The 21,866-nt window shown below is 28.7% G+C and carries 21 protein-coding genes; 16 read left to right on the top strand and 5 right to left on the bottom strand.

The genetic code is table 11. The annotated features are described in order from the left end of the window. Positions 1-17 precede the first annotated feature (17 nt). From OCU47_RS12185 to OCU47_RS12155, 7 genes are all read left to right on the top strand, one after another. Positions 18-1,304, top strand: a complete 1,287-nt coding sequence (locus tag OCU47_RS12185) for a hypothetical protein (protein ID WP_261828873.1) — start codon at positions 18-20, stop codon at positions 1,302-1,304. A 29-nt stretch (positions 1,305-1,333) separates the two neighbouring features. Further along, complete coding sequence (locus tag OCU47_RS12180; RefSeq protein ID WP_261828872.1) at positions 1,334-1,678, top strand: DUF3784 domain-containing protein; 345 nt, start codon at positions 1,334-1,336, stop codon at positions 1,676-1,678. A 224-nt stretch (positions 1,679-1,902) separates the two neighbouring features. After that, on the top strand, positions 1,903-2,850 hold the full coding sequence (locus tag OCU47_RS12175; RefSeq protein WP_261828871.1) for an ABC transporter ATP-binding protein: 948 nt from the start codon (positions 1,903-1,905) through the stop codon (positions 2,848-2,850). A gap of 10 nt (positions 2,851-2,860) precedes the next feature. Continuing rightward, positions 2,861-3,604 (top strand): ABC transporter permease, encoded by a 744-nt coding sequence (locus OCU47_RS12170; protein ID WP_261828870.1) that lies wholly within the window; start codon positions 2,861-2,863, stop codon positions 3,602-3,604. An 18-nt stretch (positions 3,605-3,622) separates the two neighbouring features. Next, on the top strand, positions 3,623-4,579 hold the full coding sequence (locus tag OCU47_RS12165) for an ABC transporter permease (RefSeq protein ID WP_261828869.1): 957 nt from the start codon (positions 3,623-3,625) through the stop codon (positions 4,577-4,579). An 87-nt stretch (positions 4,580-4,666) separates the two neighbouring features. Beyond that, on the top strand, positions 4,667-7,234 hold the full coding sequence (locus tag OCU47_RS12160) for a LuxR C-terminal-related transcriptional regulator (protein WP_261828868.1): 2,568 nt from the start codon (positions 4,667-4,669) through the stop codon (positions 7,232-7,234). 15 nt (positions 7,235-7,249) lie between these two features. Further along, complete coding sequence (locus OCU47_RS12155) at positions 7,250-8,050, top strand: RelA/SpoT domain-containing protein (RefSeq protein WP_261828867.1); 801 nt, start codon at positions 7,250-7,252, stop codon at positions 8,048-8,050. Positions 8,051-8,133: 83 nt separating this feature from the next. Here the strand turns inward: OCU47_RS12155 and OCU47_RS12150 are convergent, their stop codons facing one another. Beyond that, complete coding sequence (locus OCU47_RS12150; protein ID WP_261828866.1) at positions 8,134-8,706, bottom strand: hypothetical protein; 573 nt, start codon at positions 8,704-8,706, stop codon at positions 8,134-8,136. Between the two features lie 175 nt (positions 8,707-8,881). Then, positions 8,882-9,724 (bottom strand): AraC family transcriptional regulator, encoded by an 843-nt coding sequence (locus OCU47_RS12145; RefSeq protein ID WP_261828865.1) that lies wholly within the window; start codon positions 9,722-9,724, stop codon positions 8,882-8,884. A gap of 135 nt (positions 9,725-9,859) precedes the next feature. Here OCU47_RS12145 and OCU47_RS12140 point away from each other — a divergent pair, with 135 nt between their 5' ends. The 7 genes from OCU47_RS12140 to OCU47_RS12110 all read left to right on the top strand — a co-directional run bounded on the left by OCU47_RS12140 (position 9,860) and on the right by OCU47_RS12110 (position 17,021). Beyond that, entirely contained in the window at positions 9,860-11,329 is a 1,470-nt protein-coding gene (locus tag OCU47_RS12140) for a UDP-N-acetylmuramoyl-L-alanyl-D-glutamate--2,6-diaminopimelate ligase (RefSeq protein ID WP_309297469.1), read from the top strand. Positions 11,330-11,391: 62 nt separating this feature from the next. Then, entirely contained in the window at positions 11,392-12,627 is a 1,236-nt protein-coding gene (locus OCU47_RS12135) for a dicarboxylate/amino acid:cation symporter (RefSeq protein WP_376778037.1), read from the top strand. A gap of 171 nt (positions 12,628-12,798) precedes the next feature. Beyond that, entirely contained in the window at positions 12,799-13,272 is a 474-nt protein-coding gene (gene msrA, locus OCU47_RS12130; RefSeq protein ID WP_261828862.1) for a peptide-methionine (S)-S-oxide reductase MsrA, read from the top strand. A gap of 177 nt (positions 13,273-13,449) precedes the next feature. Then, positions 13,450-14,121 carry a Crp/Fnr family transcriptional regulator gene (locus OCU47_RS12125; RefSeq protein ID WP_376778036.1) on the top strand — a complete coding sequence of 224 codons (672 nt, stop codon included), beginning with the start codon at positions 13,450-13,452 and terminating at the stop codon, positions 14,119-14,121. Positions 14,122-14,155: 34 nt separating this feature from the next. Beyond that, on the top strand, positions 14,156-14,482 hold the full coding sequence (locus tag OCU47_RS12120; RefSeq protein ID WP_261828860.1) for a rhodanese-like domain-containing protein: 327 nt from the start codon (positions 14,156-14,158) through the stop codon (positions 14,480-14,482). 195 nt (positions 14,483-14,677) lie between these two features. Next, the gene (locus OCU47_RS12115; protein WP_261828859.1) at positions 14,678-15,226 is read left to right on the top strand and encodes a TetR/AcrR family transcriptional regulator; all 549 of its coding nucleotides are present in this window, start codon (positions 14,678-14,680) and stop codon (positions 15,224-15,226) included. 88 nt (positions 15,227-15,314) lie between these two features. Next, the gene (locus OCU47_RS12110) at positions 15,315-17,021 is read left to right on the top strand and encodes an MFS transporter (RefSeq protein ID WP_261828858.1); all 1,707 of its coding nucleotides are present in this window, start codon (positions 15,315-15,317) and stop codon (positions 17,019-17,021) included. An 81-nt stretch (positions 17,022-17,102) separates the two neighbouring features. On the opposite strand, the gene OCU47_RS12105 is transcribed toward OCU47_RS12110, so the two are convergent. The 3 genes from OCU47_RS12105 to OCU47_RS12095 all read right to left on the bottom strand — a co-directional run bounded on the left by OCU47_RS12105 (position 17,103) and on the right by OCU47_RS12095 (position 19,522). Continuing rightward, positions 17,103-18,002 carry an Atg14 domain-containing protein gene (locus OCU47_RS12105; protein ID WP_261828857.1) on the bottom strand — a complete coding sequence of 300 codons (900 nt, stop codon included), beginning with the start codon at positions 18,000-18,002 and terminating at the stop codon, positions 17,103-17,105. Positions 18,003-18,038: 36 nt separating this feature from the next. Continuing rightward, entirely contained in the window at positions 18,039-18,290 is a 252-nt protein-coding gene (locus tag OCU47_RS12100; RefSeq protein WP_261828856.1) for a hypothetical protein, read from the bottom strand. Positions 18,291-18,643: 353 nt separating this feature from the next. Then, complete coding sequence (locus OCU47_RS12095; RefSeq protein ID WP_261828855.1) at positions 18,644-19,522, bottom strand: aldose 1-epimerase family protein; 879 nt, start codon at positions 19,520-19,522, stop codon at positions 18,644-18,646. Between the two features lie 185 nt (positions 19,523-19,707). On the opposite strand from OCU47_RS12095, the gene OCU47_RS12090 reads away from it, so the two are divergent. Both OCU47_RS12090 and OCU47_RS12085 read left to right on the top strand, forming a co-directional pair. Continuing rightward, the gene (locus OCU47_RS12090; protein ID WP_261828854.1) at positions 19,708-21,036 is read left to right on the top strand and encodes a TolB family protein; all 1,329 of its coding nucleotides are present in this window, start codon (positions 19,708-19,710) and stop codon (positions 21,034-21,036) included. Positions 21,037-21,418: 382 nt separating this feature from the next. Then, positions 21,419-21,850, top strand: coding sequence for a DUF6323 family protein (locus tag OCU47_RS12085; RefSeq protein ID WP_261828853.1), 432 nt, complete (start codon positions 21,419-21,421; stop codon positions 21,848-21,850). The last annotated feature ends 16 nt before the right edge of the window (positions 21,851-21,866 follow it).

The raw sequence follows: 21,866 nt of genomic DNA, 5'->3' as shown, positions 1-21,866 counted from the left end.
TTAATATGGGTGAAATTATGAAAGATGAAGTAGAAGTTTGCTTAGTTAATGAAGGATATATGATGCATGATTATGTAAAAACATTATATCATGAATGGGTAGAGGATTTATTAATGTTTTTTTGTATATATCCGAGTGTAGCTTTATTAAATAGAGCATTTAATATGAATTCATCAATGACTCTGCTGGGATTTTTGCTAATTATCCCTATTTATGTGATGACTTATTTGAGGGTTAAAATAAGTAGGAAAAATACATTATATATAGGCCTTTCTATAGTTATGTTAATTTCAACTATAGTGATTGTTGGGATAGGAGGACAATATCTGCTAGAATTTGTATTGATTATTTGGGCAATACAATGTATTAGAAAGAGTAGGCATAAGCAGAATTATATATTCGATGTTACTAATTTGATAACTTATGAAGAGGCGTTAGTGCCTCAGTTAATACTTCCAGCTGCTTTTGGATTTAAGGATATACAGCTAATGGTATTAGTGAATGCTATTGTTATAATGATTGTTTCTACAATATATATTTGTAAAGCTAGGAACATGAAGCTAATTCTTGATAATAAAAAGAATGGTAGCTATAAAAGTAAATCAAGTAATATTTTTTTAGTTGAGATTATTGTATTGATAGGAATTAATTTGTGTATTCTGTATGCTTTAGGTGTGCTACAAGAAGCTTGTTATTTAACCCAAAAGTTTTCAGCGTGGGGAATTAATTATTGCTTCGAGTTAACAAAGATGCAAGCTCCAGGTTCAGTAGTAGAAGCAGCGAATGCTGCTTCAGGTGGAGTGAGATCGCCTTTTGGAATGGCTAATTCTTCAAATGGTGGATTTCTAATGAAATTATTAAGCATACTTATTTTCGCTGGAATAATTATAGTTATAATGATAGTTGTGGGAAGTCTTTTAGCAGCAAGCTATTTTATTATTAATTATATATTCTTAACAATAAAGATATTTAGGAATAAAGAAAAGGTAACTTATGTTTCCAATAAACCTAATGAGGATGAGGAAAAGCAAAAAGTATCCATGAACAAATGGCATATAAACAGAATTATTTTTGTGAATGATAAAGACAAAGTTAGAAAGATATATAAAGACAGAATATTAAAATATAGAAAAAAGAATATATTTGTTAATTCTAGATATAGCGCTAATGATATTAAAAATGAAATTTTTAATGTTACTACGGATAACTTAAGTGATATTACAAAAATATACGAAAAAGCCAGGTATTCAGATCAAATTATTACTAAAGAAGAGTTGAGATTAATTAAAAAGAGTGATAAATAGGTGTAAGGCATCTTAGGAAGTGAAAATTAGTGAGAGAGTATAGTTGGACAATTTTGGGATTTGTTATATCATTTATTTTTGGATTACTTGGAATGATATTTTTAATTTTTAAAGAAAAATCATGTGTGCTTATATCAGGATATAACTCTAAGACAAAGAAAGAGAGAGAAGAATATGATGAAGTTCGTTTAAGTAAAGATGAACGTAATTTTTTCTTTAAATGTGCAATTGTTAATTTGAGTGGAGCCATATTATCCATATTTATTGGAGCGGCATCTGTTTGGATTGCTTTTGCAGTGTGGATTATATATTTTTTAAAGAATTTACATTTTGATGCTGAAAAAACATTTGCTAAATATAAAAAACAAATATAATTTTTAAGGGGCTGTCGCACAACTAATTATAAATTAGTTGTGTTATAGCTCTTTTTTGTACAAAAAAATAAATTATTGAAAAATAAACAAGAAGAGGAGCTTGACGTAAGCAGTTTTTAACTGCTTATGCGACAGCCCCTTTATTTTTGTTTAAAACAAATCAACCTTTTGGTTGATTACTTCTCCTAAGACTAGAGAGTAATATAGTGTTTGAGGTGATGGATATGGAAAAAATATTAGAAATTAAGGATTTAAAGAAATATTACAAGGATAATAAGGCTGTGGATGGATTAAACTTTGATTTATATGAAGGAGAGATATTGGGACTTCTTGGACCTAATGGTGCAGGTAAAAGTACAACTATAAATATTTTATCCACTATTTTAAAAGCAGAAGGGGGAACAATAAAATATTTTGGGAAAAGTCTTGATAGCAATAGAAAGTATGTAAAATCCCAACTTGGCATAGTTCCTCAAGACTTAGCTCTTTATGAAGACATAGCAGCATATAAGAATGTGGAGTTTTTTGCATCATTGTATGGAATTAAAGGAGAAGAACTTAAATGTAATGTTTTAGAAGCATTGAGATTTGTAGGACTTGAGGATAAGAAGGATAGCAAGCCTAAAACCTTTTCAGGTGGAATGAAGAGAAGGCTTAACATTGCTTGTGCTATAGCCCATAAGCCAAAGATTTTGATTTTAGATGAGCCTACTGTTGGAATAGATCCCCAGTCAAGAAATCATATTTTAGAGTCAATAAAAAAACTTAGAAAACTTGGCACTACTATTATATATACAACTCATTATATGGAGGAGGTTGAGGTGATATCAGACCGGATAGTTATAATGGATAAAGGTAGAAAGATTGCAGATGGAACGATCTTAGAGCTTTTAGAAAACTATAAGAACACAAGGGTTTATAAGATATTTATTGACAATAAAAGTGGTCAATACAATGGAAAATTTGATTTTTTATTTAAAATCGAAGGCATTCAAAAGGTAAGTAAGGAAGATAATGCTCTTTGTATAACAACAATAAAGGATATAGATAATTTAGATAAAATTATACTAAAGCTTATTGAGAATAAGATAAAAGTAAGTCATATGACCAGTGAAGAGGGAAATCTAGAAATGGTATTTTTAAAGCTAACTGGCAGAAACTTAAGAGATTAGGAGGTAAAAAATGAATATAGGAGTATTGATTAAACAAGATTTTAAGAACTTGATTACAAATGTTAATATTGATTTTTTCTGCTTTGTTTATCCATTTATTGTTGTTGGATTATTCGGTTTTTTATTTTCAGGTATTTACGGTTATCATGGCGTGACATCTTATGATTATTACGGGGTATCAATGATGATATTTTTAATTATCAGTGCAGCAACTATAACCCCAAACACTTTTATGGAGCAAAGAATAAAGAGTGCTAACTTAAGAATAGCTTATTCTCCAATATCAAGGTGGGAGATATATGCTTCAAAGCTTTTATCTTCATATTTGTTTATGGGAGTTATATTTTCATTAGATTTAATAATATTTAATGCATTAGGGATAGTGAATTATGGAGGGAAGAACTTTATTTATGTATTAATATTATTTATGGCGTTGCTACTTTTTTCTACAACCTTTGGTGGAGCAATCTGTGTAACCTTAAAAAGTGAAGAATTAACAAATAAAATAATATCTTTAATAATGAATTTATTTGCATTGCTATCAGGCTTATTTTTTCCTATTGATGGTTTAGGAGACTGGGCAAGCAAGGTTGCTAATTTATCACCATTAAAATGGGTATTAGATAGTATATTCAAAATAATATACGATGGAAATTTTCAAAACTTCAGTTTAACAATAGGATCTTTATTAGGAATATCACTTTTGCTAATTGTAGTGGTTCATGTGAATTATAGAACAGAGGATTATATTTAGAAAGGAGGATATTAAACTATGCTTAGAATGATAAAAGGAATATTATATAGAATGATTAATAATAAAGTTTATCTAGTTGTACCAATTATATTAACACCTATTATGATATTTGCTGCAATTTATTTTAGTAATAATTTAAGCATTAAAGGAAATATAGCAGTGGTTGGAATGGATAATGTTAATCTAGCTATAAAAGAGGTTAAGGTAACAAAATTAAAGACAGTACCTCAATTATCAGAGTTAGTACAAAATAAATATGATGGTGTAGTTATATACAAGAATGGAAAGTTTAAGGTAGACACGGTAAAGGGTAATGAATTCAAAGAAAATATAGAAGCTTGCATTAATGGCAAGACTCCAAATTGGGACAGGGAAGCTAAGAGAGGAGTTGCAGCGAACATTATAGGATATATTACTATGTTTGTATTGTTTCTTGGGATGATGCTGTATAGATTTTATTATGAAGAAAAAGGTGGGATATCAAAGAGAATTTTGAGCGGTAGCATCAGTTATGTGCAATATGCAACAGCACATGTTATTTCAGTATTTTTAATGATATTTGTACCAACTACAGGAATAACTCTAATTACTAAAGAAGTTTTAAATATAAATACCAAGGTAAGCAGCTTAGAAGTAGCATTTATATTATTTGTACTTTGTTTATTTGCTTCTGCTTTTGGTTTTTTAATATCTTCAATAATCAAAGAAGATGAAAATGCAACTTTGGTAGGATCAATGACAATTTTAGTAACCACTTTGTTATCAGGAAGCTTTTTTTCCGTAACAAAAAATGGATTTATAGATAAGATTTCTAATTTATTCCCACAGAAATACTTATTAGATTTTACAATATCATTAGAAAATAATAATAGTGCAAATTATATGAAAATGGGAGTTGTTTTAGTTATAACGGCTACAATATTAACTTTAGGTATATTTATTGGCAGCAGAAAACTTAAAGGAAATAATTGTTGATTCTCAATTAATAGAGTAAAATTATATTATGATGAATAAATTATTATAATAAGTTTAATGTTAATAATATTTCCTAAGGGGAAGAGTATGAAGAATATTGTATATACAAGATTGATAAGACCAAAGAATAAGAAAAATAATATAGTTAGAAATCTGCTTAATAATAAAATAAAAGAGATAGTAAACAGTAGAGTTACTATTGTAAAGGGTGGACCAGCAGCAGGCAAGACCACCCTCATTTCTGCGTATTTACAAGAAAAGACTAATTATAGCTGGATATCTTTAGATGAAGAAAGTGATGATTTAACTTATTTTTGGGTTTATGTTGTACATGCATTGAAAAGTAAGTTGAAAAACTCAGAACTATATATAGACATGTTAAAGCCGCTAGTTAATAGAGAAGATATATTTAATATTATTGGTTATATAATAAATGAACTTATGAATGAAGAAGAGCTTATCTTTGTTTTGGATGATTTTCACTATATAAAAGATAAGTTTTTATGTTCAACTATAGAATATTTTATTAAAAATTCTTCTGAATCTATTCACTTTATTCTTGTATCTAGAGAGGAGATACCTATTTATCTAAGTGATATTATGATGAATGGAGAGTTAATAAATATAGAAGCAGATGAGTTTAAATTATCTTTAGATGAGGCATCAGAGTTTATAAGAGTTTCATTGAAAAAGAATATAGAAGATAATATAATACAGCAAATATATGAAAAAACTGAAGGCTGGATAGGTGGTATTCAATTAATTTTAACAATAAGTAAAGAGCTAGATAGAATTATATCTATCCCTAAGGAAAATAAGTTTTTTATAGACTATATAAGTAAAGAAATAATTTCATGGTTAAGTTCAGAAGAAATAGAACTGTTAGTTAAAACCTCGCCTTTAAATTATGTAGATCAAAATATATGCACCCTACTAGTTGGAGATAATGGAGCAAAATTAATTCAAGGTCTTATTGAAAAAAATATGCTTATTATAACCATAGATGAAGAAAATAAAATCTATAGGTATCATAACGTTTTAAGGGAGTTCTTGTTAAAACTTTTTAATGAAATATCTGGAGTAACACAAAATGAAATCATAAAAAGACTAATAGATTATTTAATTCAAAAAGAAGATTATGATGAGGCTTTAAGATTAGCTATTGAATGGAGATTATATGATATTGCCTTAAAGCTTATTGAAAAATACGCTCATCTTATTTCTTCTACAAAGATATTAGGAAAAATACCGTTGGAGTACTATAGAAAAAGTATAGATTTAGCTTTTATAGCAGCATTTAATTATTATTTCAATTTTGATTATGAGCATGGGGCTGAAATTATCTCAACAATCGCAGATAAATTGGAAGATGGTAATTGGAGATGTATGAAAATATATAAAATGATAACAGAAGAGGATATAATTGATTTAGGTGAAGATGATATTAATTTTGAAATGATTGGAAATATGAATCCGTTGACTAAGGTAGTGTATTGTATAATAGCAGCTTGTGGATATAGATTTATAGGGGATTATAGAAAGTCTTTGGAGATTGTTGAGTACGCAGATAAGGTTAATAAGCAGCTTAATAATAGATATATAGATATATTTTGTATATATAATAAAACAGCGAATTTAGAGGATATGGGAAGATTAAAAGAAAGTGAGCAGGGATATATTAAATTAAAATCTATTACTCATAATAAAGAGTACAATATGTATTTTTCTATTTTTGGAGAGATAGGACTTCCTGGCATATACATAAAAAAAATGATGTTAAATGAAGCAGAAAATCTTTTGATAATGGCTGAAAAAAATTCAGAGCAATTTCGTGATAAGAGTGTATTTATTACTCTTAATAGAGGAATAAAATATAATTTGGCAGAAGTAAAGTTTCTTCAAGGCAATTTTAAAGAGGCAGAAAATATGCTAAGTGTATTAGTAGAAGAGAATAAGGATAATGTAACATATCTATCCATGGTGGCCCTAAAAATTAGATTATTATCAGTAGAGGACAGAATAGAGCCAGAAGAATATACTTATTTTATTCAACAATATAAGCAAGAATATAAAGCTAATTTTGATCTTGCAGAAATGACAAAGATAGCTTATGTTATTTCACTATTTAAACTTGAGAAATATGAAGAATGTGAAGCCTTAATTGATGAAATTATCTTTATATGCAGGAAAAATCTTATAGGGTATAGTTTAATTTATGCATTGCTATGGAAGATTATAATCATGCAGAATATAAATAAAAATCAAGATAGAGAATATATAAATTATTTGAAAGAAGCAGTTTTTTATAGTAGAGATGATGATATTGTATTACCATATTATCTTCATAGAAAATACTTAAAAGATATTTTGTTAAAGTATGAAAAAGATTTATCTAAGGATGAAGGAAATGAAGAATTTTTAAGAAAGGTGCTTGATTTAATTTCTGAACAAAAAAAGATGGATGTTCTCAGTGGAAGAGAAATTGAGGTTCTCACAGAGATTTCTAATGGATTAAGTAATAAAGAAATTGGAGAAAAGTTATATATTTCAGTATCTACAGTTAAAACTCATATTATTAATATCTATTCTAAGCTTGGTGTTAAGAATAGACTTGAGGCTGTAAATAAGGCTAAGTTAGATCAGATTATTTCTTAGGATAGGGGGATTTAGATGCAAAAAAAATTTAATATAGAAGATTTTTTATCAAGATATTCATATGTGGAAGAAGAAATTGAAAAAAATTATATTGATGTACAAAACCTTAAGGAAATATATGAGGATTATATAGAATACAGAGATTCTTATGAAAATCAGGCAAATTTTATTTCAAACATTTTACGTTCTCAAAAGATGGTTCATTCTGTAAAGTCAAGAATTAAAGATGTAGACAGATTAATTGAAAAGATTATAAGAAAAACCCCAGAAAGGCGAGAAAAATACGGCAAGGATTTTCAATTTACTAGAGATAATTATAAGAATGAAATAAATGATTTAATAGGTATAAGAGTTATTCATATATTCAAAGATCAATGGCAGGATATACATGAATTTATAATTAACACTTGGAAGGTAATTGAGATTACAGCGAATGTCAGAGAAGGGGACGATACTAAAGTCTTTAATGAGCTTGATATAGAAGTAAGAAGAAGGGTATCTGGATATCGTTCAGTTCATTATTTGGTGGAGTTTTATCCTACAAACCAAAAGGTGATCGCAGAAATTCAGGTAAGGACAATATTTGAAGAAGGCTATGGAGAGATAGACCATAGGTTGAGATACTCTCATAATGAGATACCTGAAATACTTAAATCTAACCTTCTATTATTTAACAGAATAGTTGGTAGTGCTGATGAAATGGCATCACTTATAAATAACTTAAGTAAGGAATGGGGAGATAAAGAAAATAAGTATAAGGAAATAATAGAGGAGCAAAGAGAAGAAATTTCTAGGCTTAAAGAGAAAAATTATTAGAAAATAAGAGTGTCGTATTAGGTGAAGACTGCTAATGCGACACCTTATCTATATAAAGTGCGTTTATAATTCATACAAATAACTTAAAATATAGGCTCAAGTATATTAACATTAAAATGGATATCTTTTTTGCCACTATTATCTTCATATGAAAGAGTGAAGCTTTCTGAGCCGGATCTATAAGCATCAAAATATATATTTTCTCTATCATAGCTTTGATCAGTATTATTTTTTAAGAATATAGGGTTAGGAATATCAGTTTTTGATTTTTTCATGAAAGCCAAATAATTTTCAGAGAGTCCTTCTACATTCCATGAGGAATCTGTTTTTGAAATTGCAGGTAAAGAAATAACTAGTTGAGAGGTTTTGTTAATAAGCAAATCAATGTTATCGTTTTCTTTTATAAGGTATTGTTGTGCTGAAGCTTTTTGATTTCTATAAACTATAACTGTAATATACTTTTTATCTGTAGCGGTAGAATAAGAATATTTTTGTTTGCTTAGCTTAGCGTCTAATTTCTCTACATTTTTGACAGTAAAATCATAATCTTTAATGCTATCTTTACATTCATTAATATAAACTTGCTTTGAGAATAAAATCATAAGGATTGAACCAACAAGCAAAAGAATAACAGAGCCTAATATTATTTTTTTCACTTACACCACCCCTTTTGATGAGTAAACCAAAGGTTACTAATATTATATTTTTCACTTAGTACTTTAGTTACTTACCCTTTACTATATTATATCAAGTTAGTGTTAAAAAAAGTATATAATCCTATAATATAGATATTTATTTTGAGATATAATATGACAAGTTTCTCAAGATACTTTATGAAAAATCTCTAGGAGGCATATTGAATAATTTCTTAAAGGAACGTAGGAAGCTTGAATAATCTTTAAATCCACAATCAATAGAAGCTTTTATTATAGGTTCTCCAGTTTTGATAAGGTCTCTTGCTGCTATAAGCCTTTTTTGAAGCACATAATTGTGAAGAGTATAACCTGTTTCCTTTTTAAACTTATGCATAAGATAGTACTTGCTAATATAAAATTTTTCAGCAAGGGTTTCAACTGAAAGATTTCCTGATATATTAGAATTTATATATTTTAATACTTCTTCTATTTGTCTATCATATCTTAGTGAATCTTTATCTGTAACATACATATTGTTAAGATGTATTCTGTTTAAATAAATGATCAATTGTATAAACAATGAATTACTTAAAAGTCGGCTTGCGAATGCAGAGGAGTTTAAAGAATCCTCTAATGAAGCAATAATAGATTTTAATGAATTTTGCAGTTCAGCTTCAAGTCTTATGAGATTGAAGCTTTTTTCGTTTGCTAGTTTAAAGCATGTAGACAAGTCGCAATTATTATAATTATGTTTTTCTATAAACTCAGAATTGGCCCATATTATAATTCTTTCATAAGTTTCAGAAGAATTTATAATAGGTCTGTGCACATCATGATTATTCACTAGTAGAATGTCCCAAGGTTTTAAATAATAAGCTTTTCCTTCAATTAAATATGTTACATTTCCAGAAAGAAAGATAATGATTTTATTAAAGTCATGGTAATGAAATTCAAATTCCTTATTAGTTTTATCTTTTATATGAAATAGCTGAAAATCAGTATTTAAATATCCAGACTTATTTCCATAATTATTATTCATTTTGCAATCATCCTTTTCTATTAATTGATAAGAGTATAAAGCACTTTTTGCAATATAGCAAGCAATTTATGCACTATTTATAGCAAATACAATGTATATAATAATATCATCAGGATTATTTTGGAGGGATAAATGATGAAATTAAACAGATTATTAAGAGATATACAATTTGCATTATTAAAGGGGAATATAGATAGAACGGTAAGTGGAATATGTTATGATTCAAGAAAAGTAAAGCCTAATTATTTATTTGTATGCGTAAAAGGTACCAAGGTTAATGGTCATAGTTATGTGAATGAAGCTATAAAAAATGGGGCCACTGCAGTTGTCATAGAAGAAAATATTCAATATGAAAATTTAGAGCAGGATGTAACAGTTATTATGGTTAAAAATACTAAGGCTGCTTTGGCTTGCACAGCTAATATATTTTATAATGAGCCTTCAAAGGAAATTAATTTAGTTGGAGTAACAGGAACCAATGGAAAAACTACAGTCATACATTATATAAGAAATGTGCTAGAAGGATACGGAAGAAAAGCAGGACTTATCGGAACTTTAGGGTATGAACTTCAGGGAGAGAAGATTGAGATAGACAAAACAAATCCAACTACTCCAGAATCTTTAGAATTACAGGAGGTATTGAGAGAGTTTATAAATAAAGGAGCAGAAGATGTGGTTATGGAGGTGACTTCTTCAGCTTTGGCAAAACATAGAGTAGATTATTGTGATTTCAATATTGGTGTATTTACAAATTTATCTCAAGATCATCTTGAAGAGCATGGCACCATGGAGGCTTATAAAAATGAGAAGATGAAATTATTTTATAAATGCAATATCGGCATAATTAATGCAGATGATAAGATTTCCAAGGAAATAGTGGAAAAGGCCACCTGTGCTATAGTTACCTATGCTATTGATACAGAGGCAGATATAAAGGCTTTTGACATTCAATATAGTAATAATTCAGTTAGTTTCAAGGTAAACATTAAGAGTTTTATAAGATCAGTTACAGTTAATATACCAGGTAAATTTTCAGTTTATAATGTGTTAGCTACAATAGGAACTTGTTATGCTTTAGGGTTAAATATAGATGAAATTTTGAAAATAATTGCTGAGGTTAAACCAGTCCCAGGAAGATTGGAGATGGTTGAAAATAATGTTAACAGGCATGTAATAGTTGATTACGCACATACTCCAGATGCTTTGGAAAAGTTGCTATTAATGGCAAAAGAAATAACTAAAGGAGGGTTAATAACAGTGTTTGGTTGTGGAGGTGACAGGGATAAGACAAAGAGGCCAATAATGGGAAGAATAGCAGGAAGCATTGCAGACCACTGCATTATAACATCTGATAATCCAAGAACTGAAAATCCTAAGTCTATTATAGAGGATATAGAAATTGGCATAAAGCATACAGCTGTTTCTTATGAAAAGATTACAGATAGAAGGATGGCTATAAGCAAAGCGTTAGAACTATTAGAAGAAGAGGATTTATTAATTATAGCAGGAAAAGGACATGAGGATTATCAGATAATAGGAAATACAAAAATACATTTTGATGATAAAGAAGTAGTAAGTGAAATTTTGAGCCGAAAAGTTATTTGAAGCAATGTTTGAGAGAAAGTAAATGGAATTTGAATAAAGAAATAAATTGGGAGAGGATGTTATTGAAAGTAAAGTTTTTAAATAATTATAAGTCATCCATAATTTTATTAGTGTCTATTTTACTAGGTGGAATTATAGGATTAATAATGGGAGAGAAGGCAAAGGTATTTGAGCCTATAGGAAACCTATTCTTAAATTTAGTATTCACCATATTAGTACCAATAGTGTTTTTTAGTATATCTTCAGCTGTATCTAACTTAGAAAATTCAAAAAAACTAGGAAGAATACTTGGGATATCAGTAATTGTTTTTGCTGTAACAGCTATTATTTCAGGTTTGATTGGAGTAATAAGTTTTAAATTGTTTAACCCAGCTAGTGGATTAGATCCAGCAGCGATTGGTAGTTTATTAAAGGATAGCACAGTTAAAGGAGCAGAGGGAGTAGGTGTTTTAGATAAGATAGTATCTGGTATTACAGTAGGCGATTTTTCGCAGCTTCTATCTAGAAGTAATCTGCTAGCATTAATGGTGTTTTCAATATTGGTTGGACTTGCTACTATGTTATGTAAGGAAAAAGGTAAAGCTTTCTCAGAATTTTTAAATAGTGGTACTGCAGTATCAATGAAGTTGATTAGTTTAATTATGTACTTGGCACCAATAGGATTGGGAGCTTATTTCGCAAATGTAGTTGGACAATTAGGTGGACAGATTATAAAAGGGTATGCAAAGATCTTTGGATTATATGTGGGAGTATCTATAATATATTTCTTTGGATTCTTTACAATATATGCTTATGTTGCAGGAAGAAAGGAAGGAGTATTGACTTTTTGGAAGCATTCAGCTGAGCCATCATTAACTGCTTTGGCTACATGTTCTAGTGCAGCTTGCATCCCAGTTAATATTGAATCGGCAAAGAAAATGGGAGTATCAGATTTAATTGCCAATATAGTAATGCCAATAGGTGTAAATATTCATAAAGATGGATCTGTTATTGGTGGTATATATAAGATAATGTTTCTATTTGCTATTTTTGGCAGGGATTTTGGTGATTTTGGAGTGTTGATAAGTATTTTAGCAGCAGGTTTATTAATTGGTGCAGTAGTTGGTGCGATTCCAGGAGGTGGAGCTATAGGAGAGATGCTTATATTAAGTATCTTTGGTTTTCCGCCAGAAGCTTTAGCCATGATGCTAGTGATAGCTACAATAATTGATGCTCCAGCAACTGTATTGAATTCAGCGGGTAATACAGTTTGTACAATGATAATTTCTAGATTTGCTGATAAGAAAAAGTATGACTAAAGCGATATAGTATCTATTAATAATCTAGTATTTTGATAGGAATATAATAAAATGTATCATTACACTTGAAAAGTAAATAAAATAAAGTATAATTAGCATATAAACCTTGGTATATATGCTGATTTTTTTATATTAAATTAGTATACGGCAAGGAAAAAAGGATGTGGAGTTATGAAGAAAATAGTTTTTGGCGGCGGTTGCTTTTGGGGAGTTGAAAAATTCTTTTCTAGAATCCCAGGAGTAACTGAAACAGAAGTTGGATATGCAAATGGAATAACTGAAAATCCAACTTATGAAGAAGTTTGTAAGGATGATACTAATTTTGTAGAGGTATGTTATATTACATATGATGAAGCAGTGGTTTCATTAGATACTATATTAGATAGATTTTGGGATATAATCGATCCTACAACATTAAATAAACAAGCTGGAGATGAGGGAACTCAATATAGAAGTGGAATATATTATATAGATTCAGCTGATTTAGATACAATTCTTGAAAGCAAGAAAAAGATTCAGGAACAATGTACTCAACCTGTAGTAACTGAAGTAAAACCACTTGAAAAATATTATTCAGCAGAAGAATATCATCAAAAGTACTTAGAAAAGAACCCTACAGGATATTGTCATATACAATTTGATTAGTAAGTAGTTATTATAAAAATAAATAGTAACATATATTAAAAAGACGTAGAGATATTTATCTAATATCAGTTTAGAAGCATATCTCTATGTCTTTTTGCATAATTTTATTATTATGTGATTAAGTCACATAGTATGGTTTAGAAATAATATATAATATACTATATGAAGGAGAGAAAGATGAACGAATCCAATAAAAAAATATTTTTAGATGATTTATATAAACAGTATCCAATATTAAAACATATTGATGAAAAAAATAATGGATTAGTTAGTGAGAAAATGATTCTTAGAAAGTTAGCTGCAGATGAATATTTAAATTCAGCGGGAGAAGGCTGTAATGGAATTATCTTTGTAATAAAAGGAACAATTAAAATACAAAGAATTAATGAAAATGGAGAAGAAACAAATCTTTATAACATAAGTCAGGGTGAATTATGTCACGAGGCTTTGAGTTGCATTGTCAGCTCTAAATCGTTAAATATTATTGGCAAGGCTCTTCAAGATTCAGAGGTTGGTGTATTTCCCTTAAATTTAGTAAAAAAGTTTTTATTAAAAGATGTAGATTTTTTAGAAGTTATGTATAAAGATTTATATAAAAAATTTGCATCAATTATAGACAATAAAGAAGAAAGAATTCATGAATCTTTAGAAAATAGACTTATTAATTTGCTAATAAGTAAAAATAGTAATGTAATTTATGCTACTCATAGTCAATTAGCTTTTGAAATTGACTCAGCAAGAGAAGTAATTAGCAGAAAGTTAAAAAGTCTTGAAAAAAGAGGATATATAACAATAACAAGAGGAAAGATACAAATAAATAAAAATTTAAAAGAGTTAATAGAAAAATAATAACTATAAAAAATAAATACATAGGAGGAAATAGATGCTTAATTTTTTAAAAAGAGATAATGCCAGTGTAAAAGTTATAAGTGTAAATGATATGGATAATTTAATTGGAAAGGTGGATTTAATAGATATAAGGGAGCCTTATGAGTACAATAGTGGAAGTTTAAAGAGCGCTAAAAACATTCCTATGAATGAGCTTTTAAATCAACCAGATAAATATTTAAATAAAGATAAAGAATATTATATTATGTGTCAATCTGGAGGAAGAAGTTCAAAAACTTGCAGTAATCTCTCTAAGCAAGGGTTCAAGGTAACAAATGTAGCAGGTGGTTATGGTTCTTATGTAGGAACTCAAAGGAAGTAGAAATATAAGTGAAGTTTATTGTCACCGTATTAATATTAAAAAATATATTACTTAGTGACAATAAATTTCTTAATTACCATATTGAATTTTTATATAAATAGTATATAATTAATAATGATGATAAGTTAATAATCATTATTGATTGTACGACGTTTATCTAATCTATAGATAGATATTTTAAGAGAAGGAGAAGTTATGCCTAAGATTTTAATTAACCCTAGAGAGTTAATATTACAGGAAGCAGTAGAATTGTTGAAAGAAAAAGGTTATAAAAACTTTAGCATTAGAGAATTAGCTTCTAGATGTAATATCGCCACTGGAACAGTGTATAATTACTTCACAAATAAAAGAAACATAATAAGTGTTATTTTCAAAGAGCGATGGGGAAAGTTGCTTTCAGAGGTGAGGCAGATTAAGTCTCAAGATATTTCTTTTGAAGAAAAGATTAGATTGATATATCTAGAGTTAGAGGAATATTTAACTTTTCATAAGGAGATATTTTTAGAGCTATATGGAGAAGAAAATTGCAATAAATCACACTCAAGAGAACAGCTTTTAGGAGACTTATATACTATAGTTGATGATATAATTGATTTTCATAGAGAGAACAAAGAAATAATGATGCCATTAGAAACAAGAACACTTACTGTATTTATTATAAGTAATATGATTTTAATTATAGTAGGAAAAGATTATTTTACATTTGATGACTTACTAATTGTCTTAAAAAATAAATTAAATTAATCCACGTGTAATTTTTATGAATTTATATGAACAAGGTTCATATAAAATAAATAAGCTTATTTGAACAAAGTTCAGAAAGGAGAAAAGTATGAAAAATAAATCACAAAACTTTATTTTAATTATGTTTTTATTAGGAATTTTCATTGGTGCTATGGATACAGGAATAGTGTCACCAGCTAGAGCGGTAATAGGAAGTGGACTTGGTATTGATGCTAGTGTATCCATATGGATTATTACAATTTATACTTTAGCATATGCTGTAATAATGCCTATATCAGGTAAGTTATCTGATAAGTATGGTAAGAAGAAAATATTTATATATTCTATAATTATTTTTGGGATAGGATCAGCACTTTGCGGTATTTCAAATTTTTATGGAGGATTTAATTTAATCCTTATAGGAAGATTAATTCAGGCTGTGGGTGGTGGTGGAATAATGCCGATAGCCACAGCTTATATTGGAACTAGCTTTCCTGTTGAAAAGAGAGGAACAGCATTAGGCATGGTAGGTGCAACTTATGGTATTGCAACCACTATAGGACCAACTATAGGATCAGCACTTTTGAATTTTGTTGGAAATGAAAATTGGGGCACAGTATTCTTTATAAATGTGCCAATATGCATAATTGTTGTATTGATGTCATTAAAATTCAAGGATGATGAAGTTGAATTATCTAGTATAAAAATGGACATTAAAGGAAGTATAGTTATTTCAGGAATGATTTTATCATTGATGTATGGTTTAACTAATCTTAAGTTCCACGACTTTATTAATTCAATAAAAAGTATAGAGGTATATCCTTACCTAATTATTTTTATAGTTTTATTGCCAATATTCTTATATATAGAAAAAAGAGCAGAGAGCCCAGTGTTAAACTTAAATTATTTTAAGGATAGGAACATTGCTATAACATTGCTACTTAGCTTTATAGTAGGGGCTGGACTTATGGGAATTGTATTTGTACCACAGTTTGCCGAGAATGTATTAAGGATAAAAGTTGGTACAGGTGGATATCTAGTTACTTTAATGGCAATATTCTCAGGTATAGCAGCTCCTATTGGAGGAAAAATTATAGACAAGTATTCAGCTAAGCTAATATTGCTTTTAGGGTTTGGTTCTACTATTTTAGGAACACTAACCTTAGGGTTATGTGTATCTCAAAACAATAATAAAGTAGCTTTATTTATTGGTCTTGCATTGATGGGAATAGGAATGGGATTTACAATGGGAACTCCACTAAATTATTTAATGCAAACTTATGTTGATCCAAGTGAAGCTGCCACAGCTCAATCAACCTTATCATTAATAAGAAGTATAGGTGTTGCTATATCTCCGAATATATTAGTTAATTTTGTTTCAGAAGCTGGAAAAGAATTGCCTACAAAACTAATGAATGTAATGCCACCTGTTCAAGGAGCTCCATCTAATATTATGAGTGGAGGTGGTTCACTGCCAGCAGATACATTAGCATCTCTTCAAAGCGCTGATGTTACTTCTATAGTAGATGTATTAAAAAAGTTTGCATCCACAATGTTTAATAAATTTTCACCAATGCTTGAAAAAAGTATAGGTTCCAAATTACCACCACATACTTCAGCTTCAACAGTAGTAAATGGTATTAAGGATAAATATTTGACTAGTGTAGAGGCATCACGAGGTACTATAGAATCTACATTTCAGCAAACTATGAATAATGGATTTGCAAAACTATTTATTGCAGCAGCAATAATTGCTTTAATAGGCTTTGTATTTTCAATTTTAATTAAGAAAGGCAAAACTGAAACAGCGAGATAAAAACAAACAGCAGTGAGTAAATCCTCACTGCTGTCTTTATAACTAAGAAAATCTAAGGCGACTAATAATTTATTAGTTGTATTAAGGGTTAGTTGTAGTGTCAGTAGTTGGTGTAGTAGTACCAGTACTTGGAGTAGTTGTAGTGTCAGTAGTTGGTGTAGTAGTACCAGTGCTTGGAGTAGTTGTAGTGTCAGTAGTTGGTGTAGTAGTACCAGTGCTTGGAGTAGTTGTAGTGTCAGTAGTTGGTGTAGTAGTACCAGTACTTGGAGTAGTTGTAGTATCAGTAGTTGGTGTAGTAGTACCAGTGCTTGGGGTAGTTGTGCTATCAGTAGTAGGTACAGTTGCTAAATTAGCAATTTGAAGTGCTGAATCTAAATCAGCATTTAATTTATTTAGAGAATCTAATCTTGCTTGCATTTTAGCAATAACTTTATCCATAGCTGCTAGTGCATTAGTATAATCTGATGCTTTTACTTTTCCTAAAGCTTTTTCTACATCATCACTTACTTTTGCAGTTGTTTTAACTTGGTATGCATCAGTTTTGATTTTATCTGATAGTGCAAGTAATGAAGTTAGCATATCTTGGGAAAGTGTCTTTTTACCTGCTTGTATATCATTTAAAATTGATGTAAGCTTATCCTTCTTTTGTCCAACTAGAGGCTGAACTTTTTTGATTTGGGCCTTTATTTGATCTAATTGACTTTGCTTAGCTTTCATTTGAGCTTTAAAGTCTGCTATTTTATCTTTCTTAGCAGCTATTTGTTGCTTCTTTTCTTCTTTCTTTACTTCTTTTTGTGTGTTTTTAGCTTTTGTTGCTACAGTACTTTTTTTGTTTTCAGTCTTACTTTTAGGAGTCTCCACTTTCTTTGAAACAGTTTTAGTATCTTTCTTAGCAGTAGTAACAGGTTGTTTTGCTAATGCTGTTGTAGATGTTAAAACTAAAAGTGATAGTGTAATTGATAAGATCTTTTTGCTTTTCATAAATAATCCTCTCCTTAGTATATACTCTATTTATTATTAATTTATAGAATCTACATTAATATCACTAGGATCTTGAAGTGATTTTAAGGCGTCATCTATATCATTTAAAGCTGGTTTTATTTTTGATTTAATTTGATTTTTTTGTTGAGTTGATAATTCAGGAATAGGCTTTTTGTTTGAGTTTATGGAACTTCTAATATTATTTTCAACGTTATTACTAACTTTACTTGAACACCCGTAAAGGAATATTGTTGAAATAATAATCAGTCCAAGTAGTAACTTGTTCATAAAGCAATCACTCCTTCATTAAAACTAAGATTTCAATTATATTGTCGAAAAATGTAGTAAGAACTTTAATGATTTTTTTAAAGAAATTAAAAAAAATTTTTTCTTTTTAGAAATGCTGACATAAAGAATATGTTTAATATGCCTTGAATTCAAGTGCTGAGTTGAATTGATGAAAGAAAATGAATAAAGGGTATATATGGAAAAATGCAATAATGTTCGACAAATGTTGTTGAACATTATTGCATTTATGTTATATGTACTATAGTGAGTTTGCTTTAATTAAACAAACACGTCTAAAAAATAGAAAAGGTTAAATAAAACCTTTTCTAGCAACAAGTATAATATGATTATCTTTACTCAGTAATAGTAATGGTATAGCTACAGTTAAATTCTTTGTTGGTTGGCAGGCTAATTACACCTTCCTTGTCTTTAAATTCACCATGAAAATCTTCATAATCTGCATGTCCAAACCAAGGCTCTATACAGATAAATGGTGCACCAGTAGGGGGAGCCCATATACCTAGATAAGGGAAGTCTCCAAATTCTACTGATAAAGACTTGGTGCAATTTCTAGATTTTATAGTGATTTTGTTAGACTTCAAATTATCAAATATCAAAACATCATTTTTGAATGTGTCTTTTGATAGCTTAATTTCAGCAGAATTATTTAGATATTCATTCTTTTCATGAGTAAGAAAAACTTCTTTTGTTGGAACAAAAATTGAAGATGTTTCTTTTTCATTAAATTGTAGATAATAATCATCTAAGGACTCGTTTTGGTTTATAGGACACATAAATGCAGGATGTGCTCCTATAGAAAATAGGATATCTGTAGTGTCTAGATTCCTAACCTGATAATTTACAGTAAGTGAATTATCAGAAAGCTTATAAGTGCTTATCAATGAAAATTTAAATGGGTATACCATTAAGGAGTCATCTGAATATTTTAATTCAAAGCTAATTGAGTCTTCAGTTTGAGATAATAGATTAAATTCTGAAGTTCTTGCTAGGCCATGTTGAGGCAGTTCATAGATTTTGCCATCTACTTTGTATTTTAAATCTGTTACCTTTCCTATAATAGGGAATAGTATTGGGGCGTGATACTTCCAATATGTTGGATTACCATCCCAAAGGTATTCGGTACCAGTATCTTTGCCTGTTATTGAATGAAGTTCTCCACCATGAGTACTAGCGGTAATTTTAATCTTAGAATTTTCTAAGCTATAAATCATTTATATCATCCTTTCGTTAAATAATTATTTTCATAGATAAATAGTAGCATAAAATAGAATATATTACAGCTAACAAAAATTTTTAAATTGTTAAACGTAAAATTATTAACGAATATATGTGTTTTAACAGGTAAGAATAAATTTATATTTAATAGAAAGTGTTTTTAATGATGTGGAGGTGGCTTATGAAAAAGATAAATATGTTTATATTGACTGTTATATTATTTTTTATACCTACAAATATATTTGCTAAAGACAATAAATTAGATTCATCACTTAATGAGGATGAATTTGTTGTATATGTAGCAAAAGACGGTTTATATATTTCAACACTTCAAGAGAATTCAATAACTATGCTTGATAAAGGAAATAAAATTAAGAACCCCTTAATATCTAAGAATGGGGATAAGGTGGCATATATAAAGAATGATGATTTATATGTATGTGATATAAAAAAAGCAGATATAGTAAAGGTAGACTCTAGTGCAATGTCATACACTTGGAATAATGCAGGAGAATTAGTGTATTCTACAGAAGATAAAGGTATGTCATTATATAATTCAAATACAAAGAAATCTGAAAAAATTATTAATAATGAGTACTATTATTATAATATTAATTTTAATAGTAAAGATTTAATTTATGCAAACAAAAGGCCAGAGTATGGAGCAAAATCTACATCTTTACAGGATATGGGCATAATTAGTTACAGTTTGAGTAATAAGGAAGAGAAATTGTTGCTTTCAGGTGTACCAACAACCATTATTGCAATAGGGAGTACGCCAAATATATCTAGGATATCAAGGGATGATAAGTATATTTATATATGGAATAAACCAAACTCAGCATCTATGTCAGCTGATGTTAATGAATTTGCCGTATATGACGTTGTAAATAATAAATTTATCCAATTTAATAGTGGTGAGAAAAATTTTGATTTAGATAATAATAAAAACATGAATGCTTTAGCATATAAAAATAATATTTCTCCTAACCCAGTAGATAGCAATATAATTGCTATTATAAAAGGTGGGGGACGAGAAATGTTTGCCGATAAGACTTTAGGAATATTAGATATTAAGACGGCTAAATTTACGGAAGTACCATTTAAAGATAAAGTTGAAATGATGCCTTGTTATTCTGAGGATGGGAAAAAAATATTATTTTCTGTAACTAAAAGTTTAGAGTATGATATGGAAAAGGGTAATGTACCAATCTTAAGAATATGGCAAAATCAACCTCATTATATTTATGAGGTTGATGCAGAAACACTTAATAAAAGACAAATAACTAGTAGTAAATACTTTGATTTCATGCCAAGATATATAAAGTATGATGAGATATTATTTGTAAGAGCGATTGGAGATTCATTTAGCTTATGGAAAACTAAAAATGGTATTGAAACAAAACTTGCGGATAACTTAAGTTTTGGTGTAGAAGATTATACAAGTAGCTGGTACTATGGACATTACAAAACAGAGAAAGTTATAGATTTATTTATTAAGGATAGATAATGACAGATTTAACAAATTACAATTAACTATATCTTAGAGTTAGTGCCCACTCAGATTTGAAAATAGAATAGATACATTGATTTTTACTGCTAGTATTATTGGTAATTAGAATTTTATAGTATTTTAATTATAGTACTAATTTCAATGAAGTGCACATAAAATGGCAATAATTTTATAGAACATTAGTGGTAACTAAAAATATATAAAAAATTAAGCATTTGAATAACAGAAAAGGCTGTATGAAAATCATACAGCCTTTTGAATTTAAAAAAATTGACAAATTTATAGAATTCCTTTAATATATTATATCTAAACTATAATATTTTATTATATCATACATTGGATGAAAAGTCAATAAGAATATTTCGAAGGAGAGAAAATTATGAATTTGCCTAATATTTTTAATTTTGATCTAACAAGATTAAGTGAACCCTATGCTAATGAACTGCTAAAAATTAATGAGCAAATAAATGAACAGGGGTTAGTAATAACTTTAGAGGATGCAAAGCAAATAATTAATACAAGAGATAAGGTATTGAATAATTATGGAAGAGTTGAACTGAGCTTGCAGGCTACAGAAAAAATAATGAAACTTTTTAGTTATTCATCATTTATAAATCAAAATAATTATGTAAGGAGTATAAATGACTTACAAGAAACGTTCTACTATTTGCGAAATGAAACTAAAGACAAAATTTCTGATGATAAACTTATTGAATTGATGAAAGATTTGTTTGAAAATTCTTGTGAAGGATCTATAGAATTATTAAACAGTTTGTTAGAAGAGTTTTCTGTTAATTATAGGAAAGGTTAGAATGGAGAGGTATTAG

The sequence above is a fragment of the Clostridium sp. TW13 genome (genome assembly GCF_024345225.1).
GTDB lineage: Bacteria > Bacillota > Clostridia > Clostridiales > Clostridiaceae > Inconstantimicrobium > Inconstantimicrobium mannanitabidum.
Note: the sequence above shows the minus strand (reverse complement) of the source record. Positions and strands in the feature narration are given on the sequence as shown.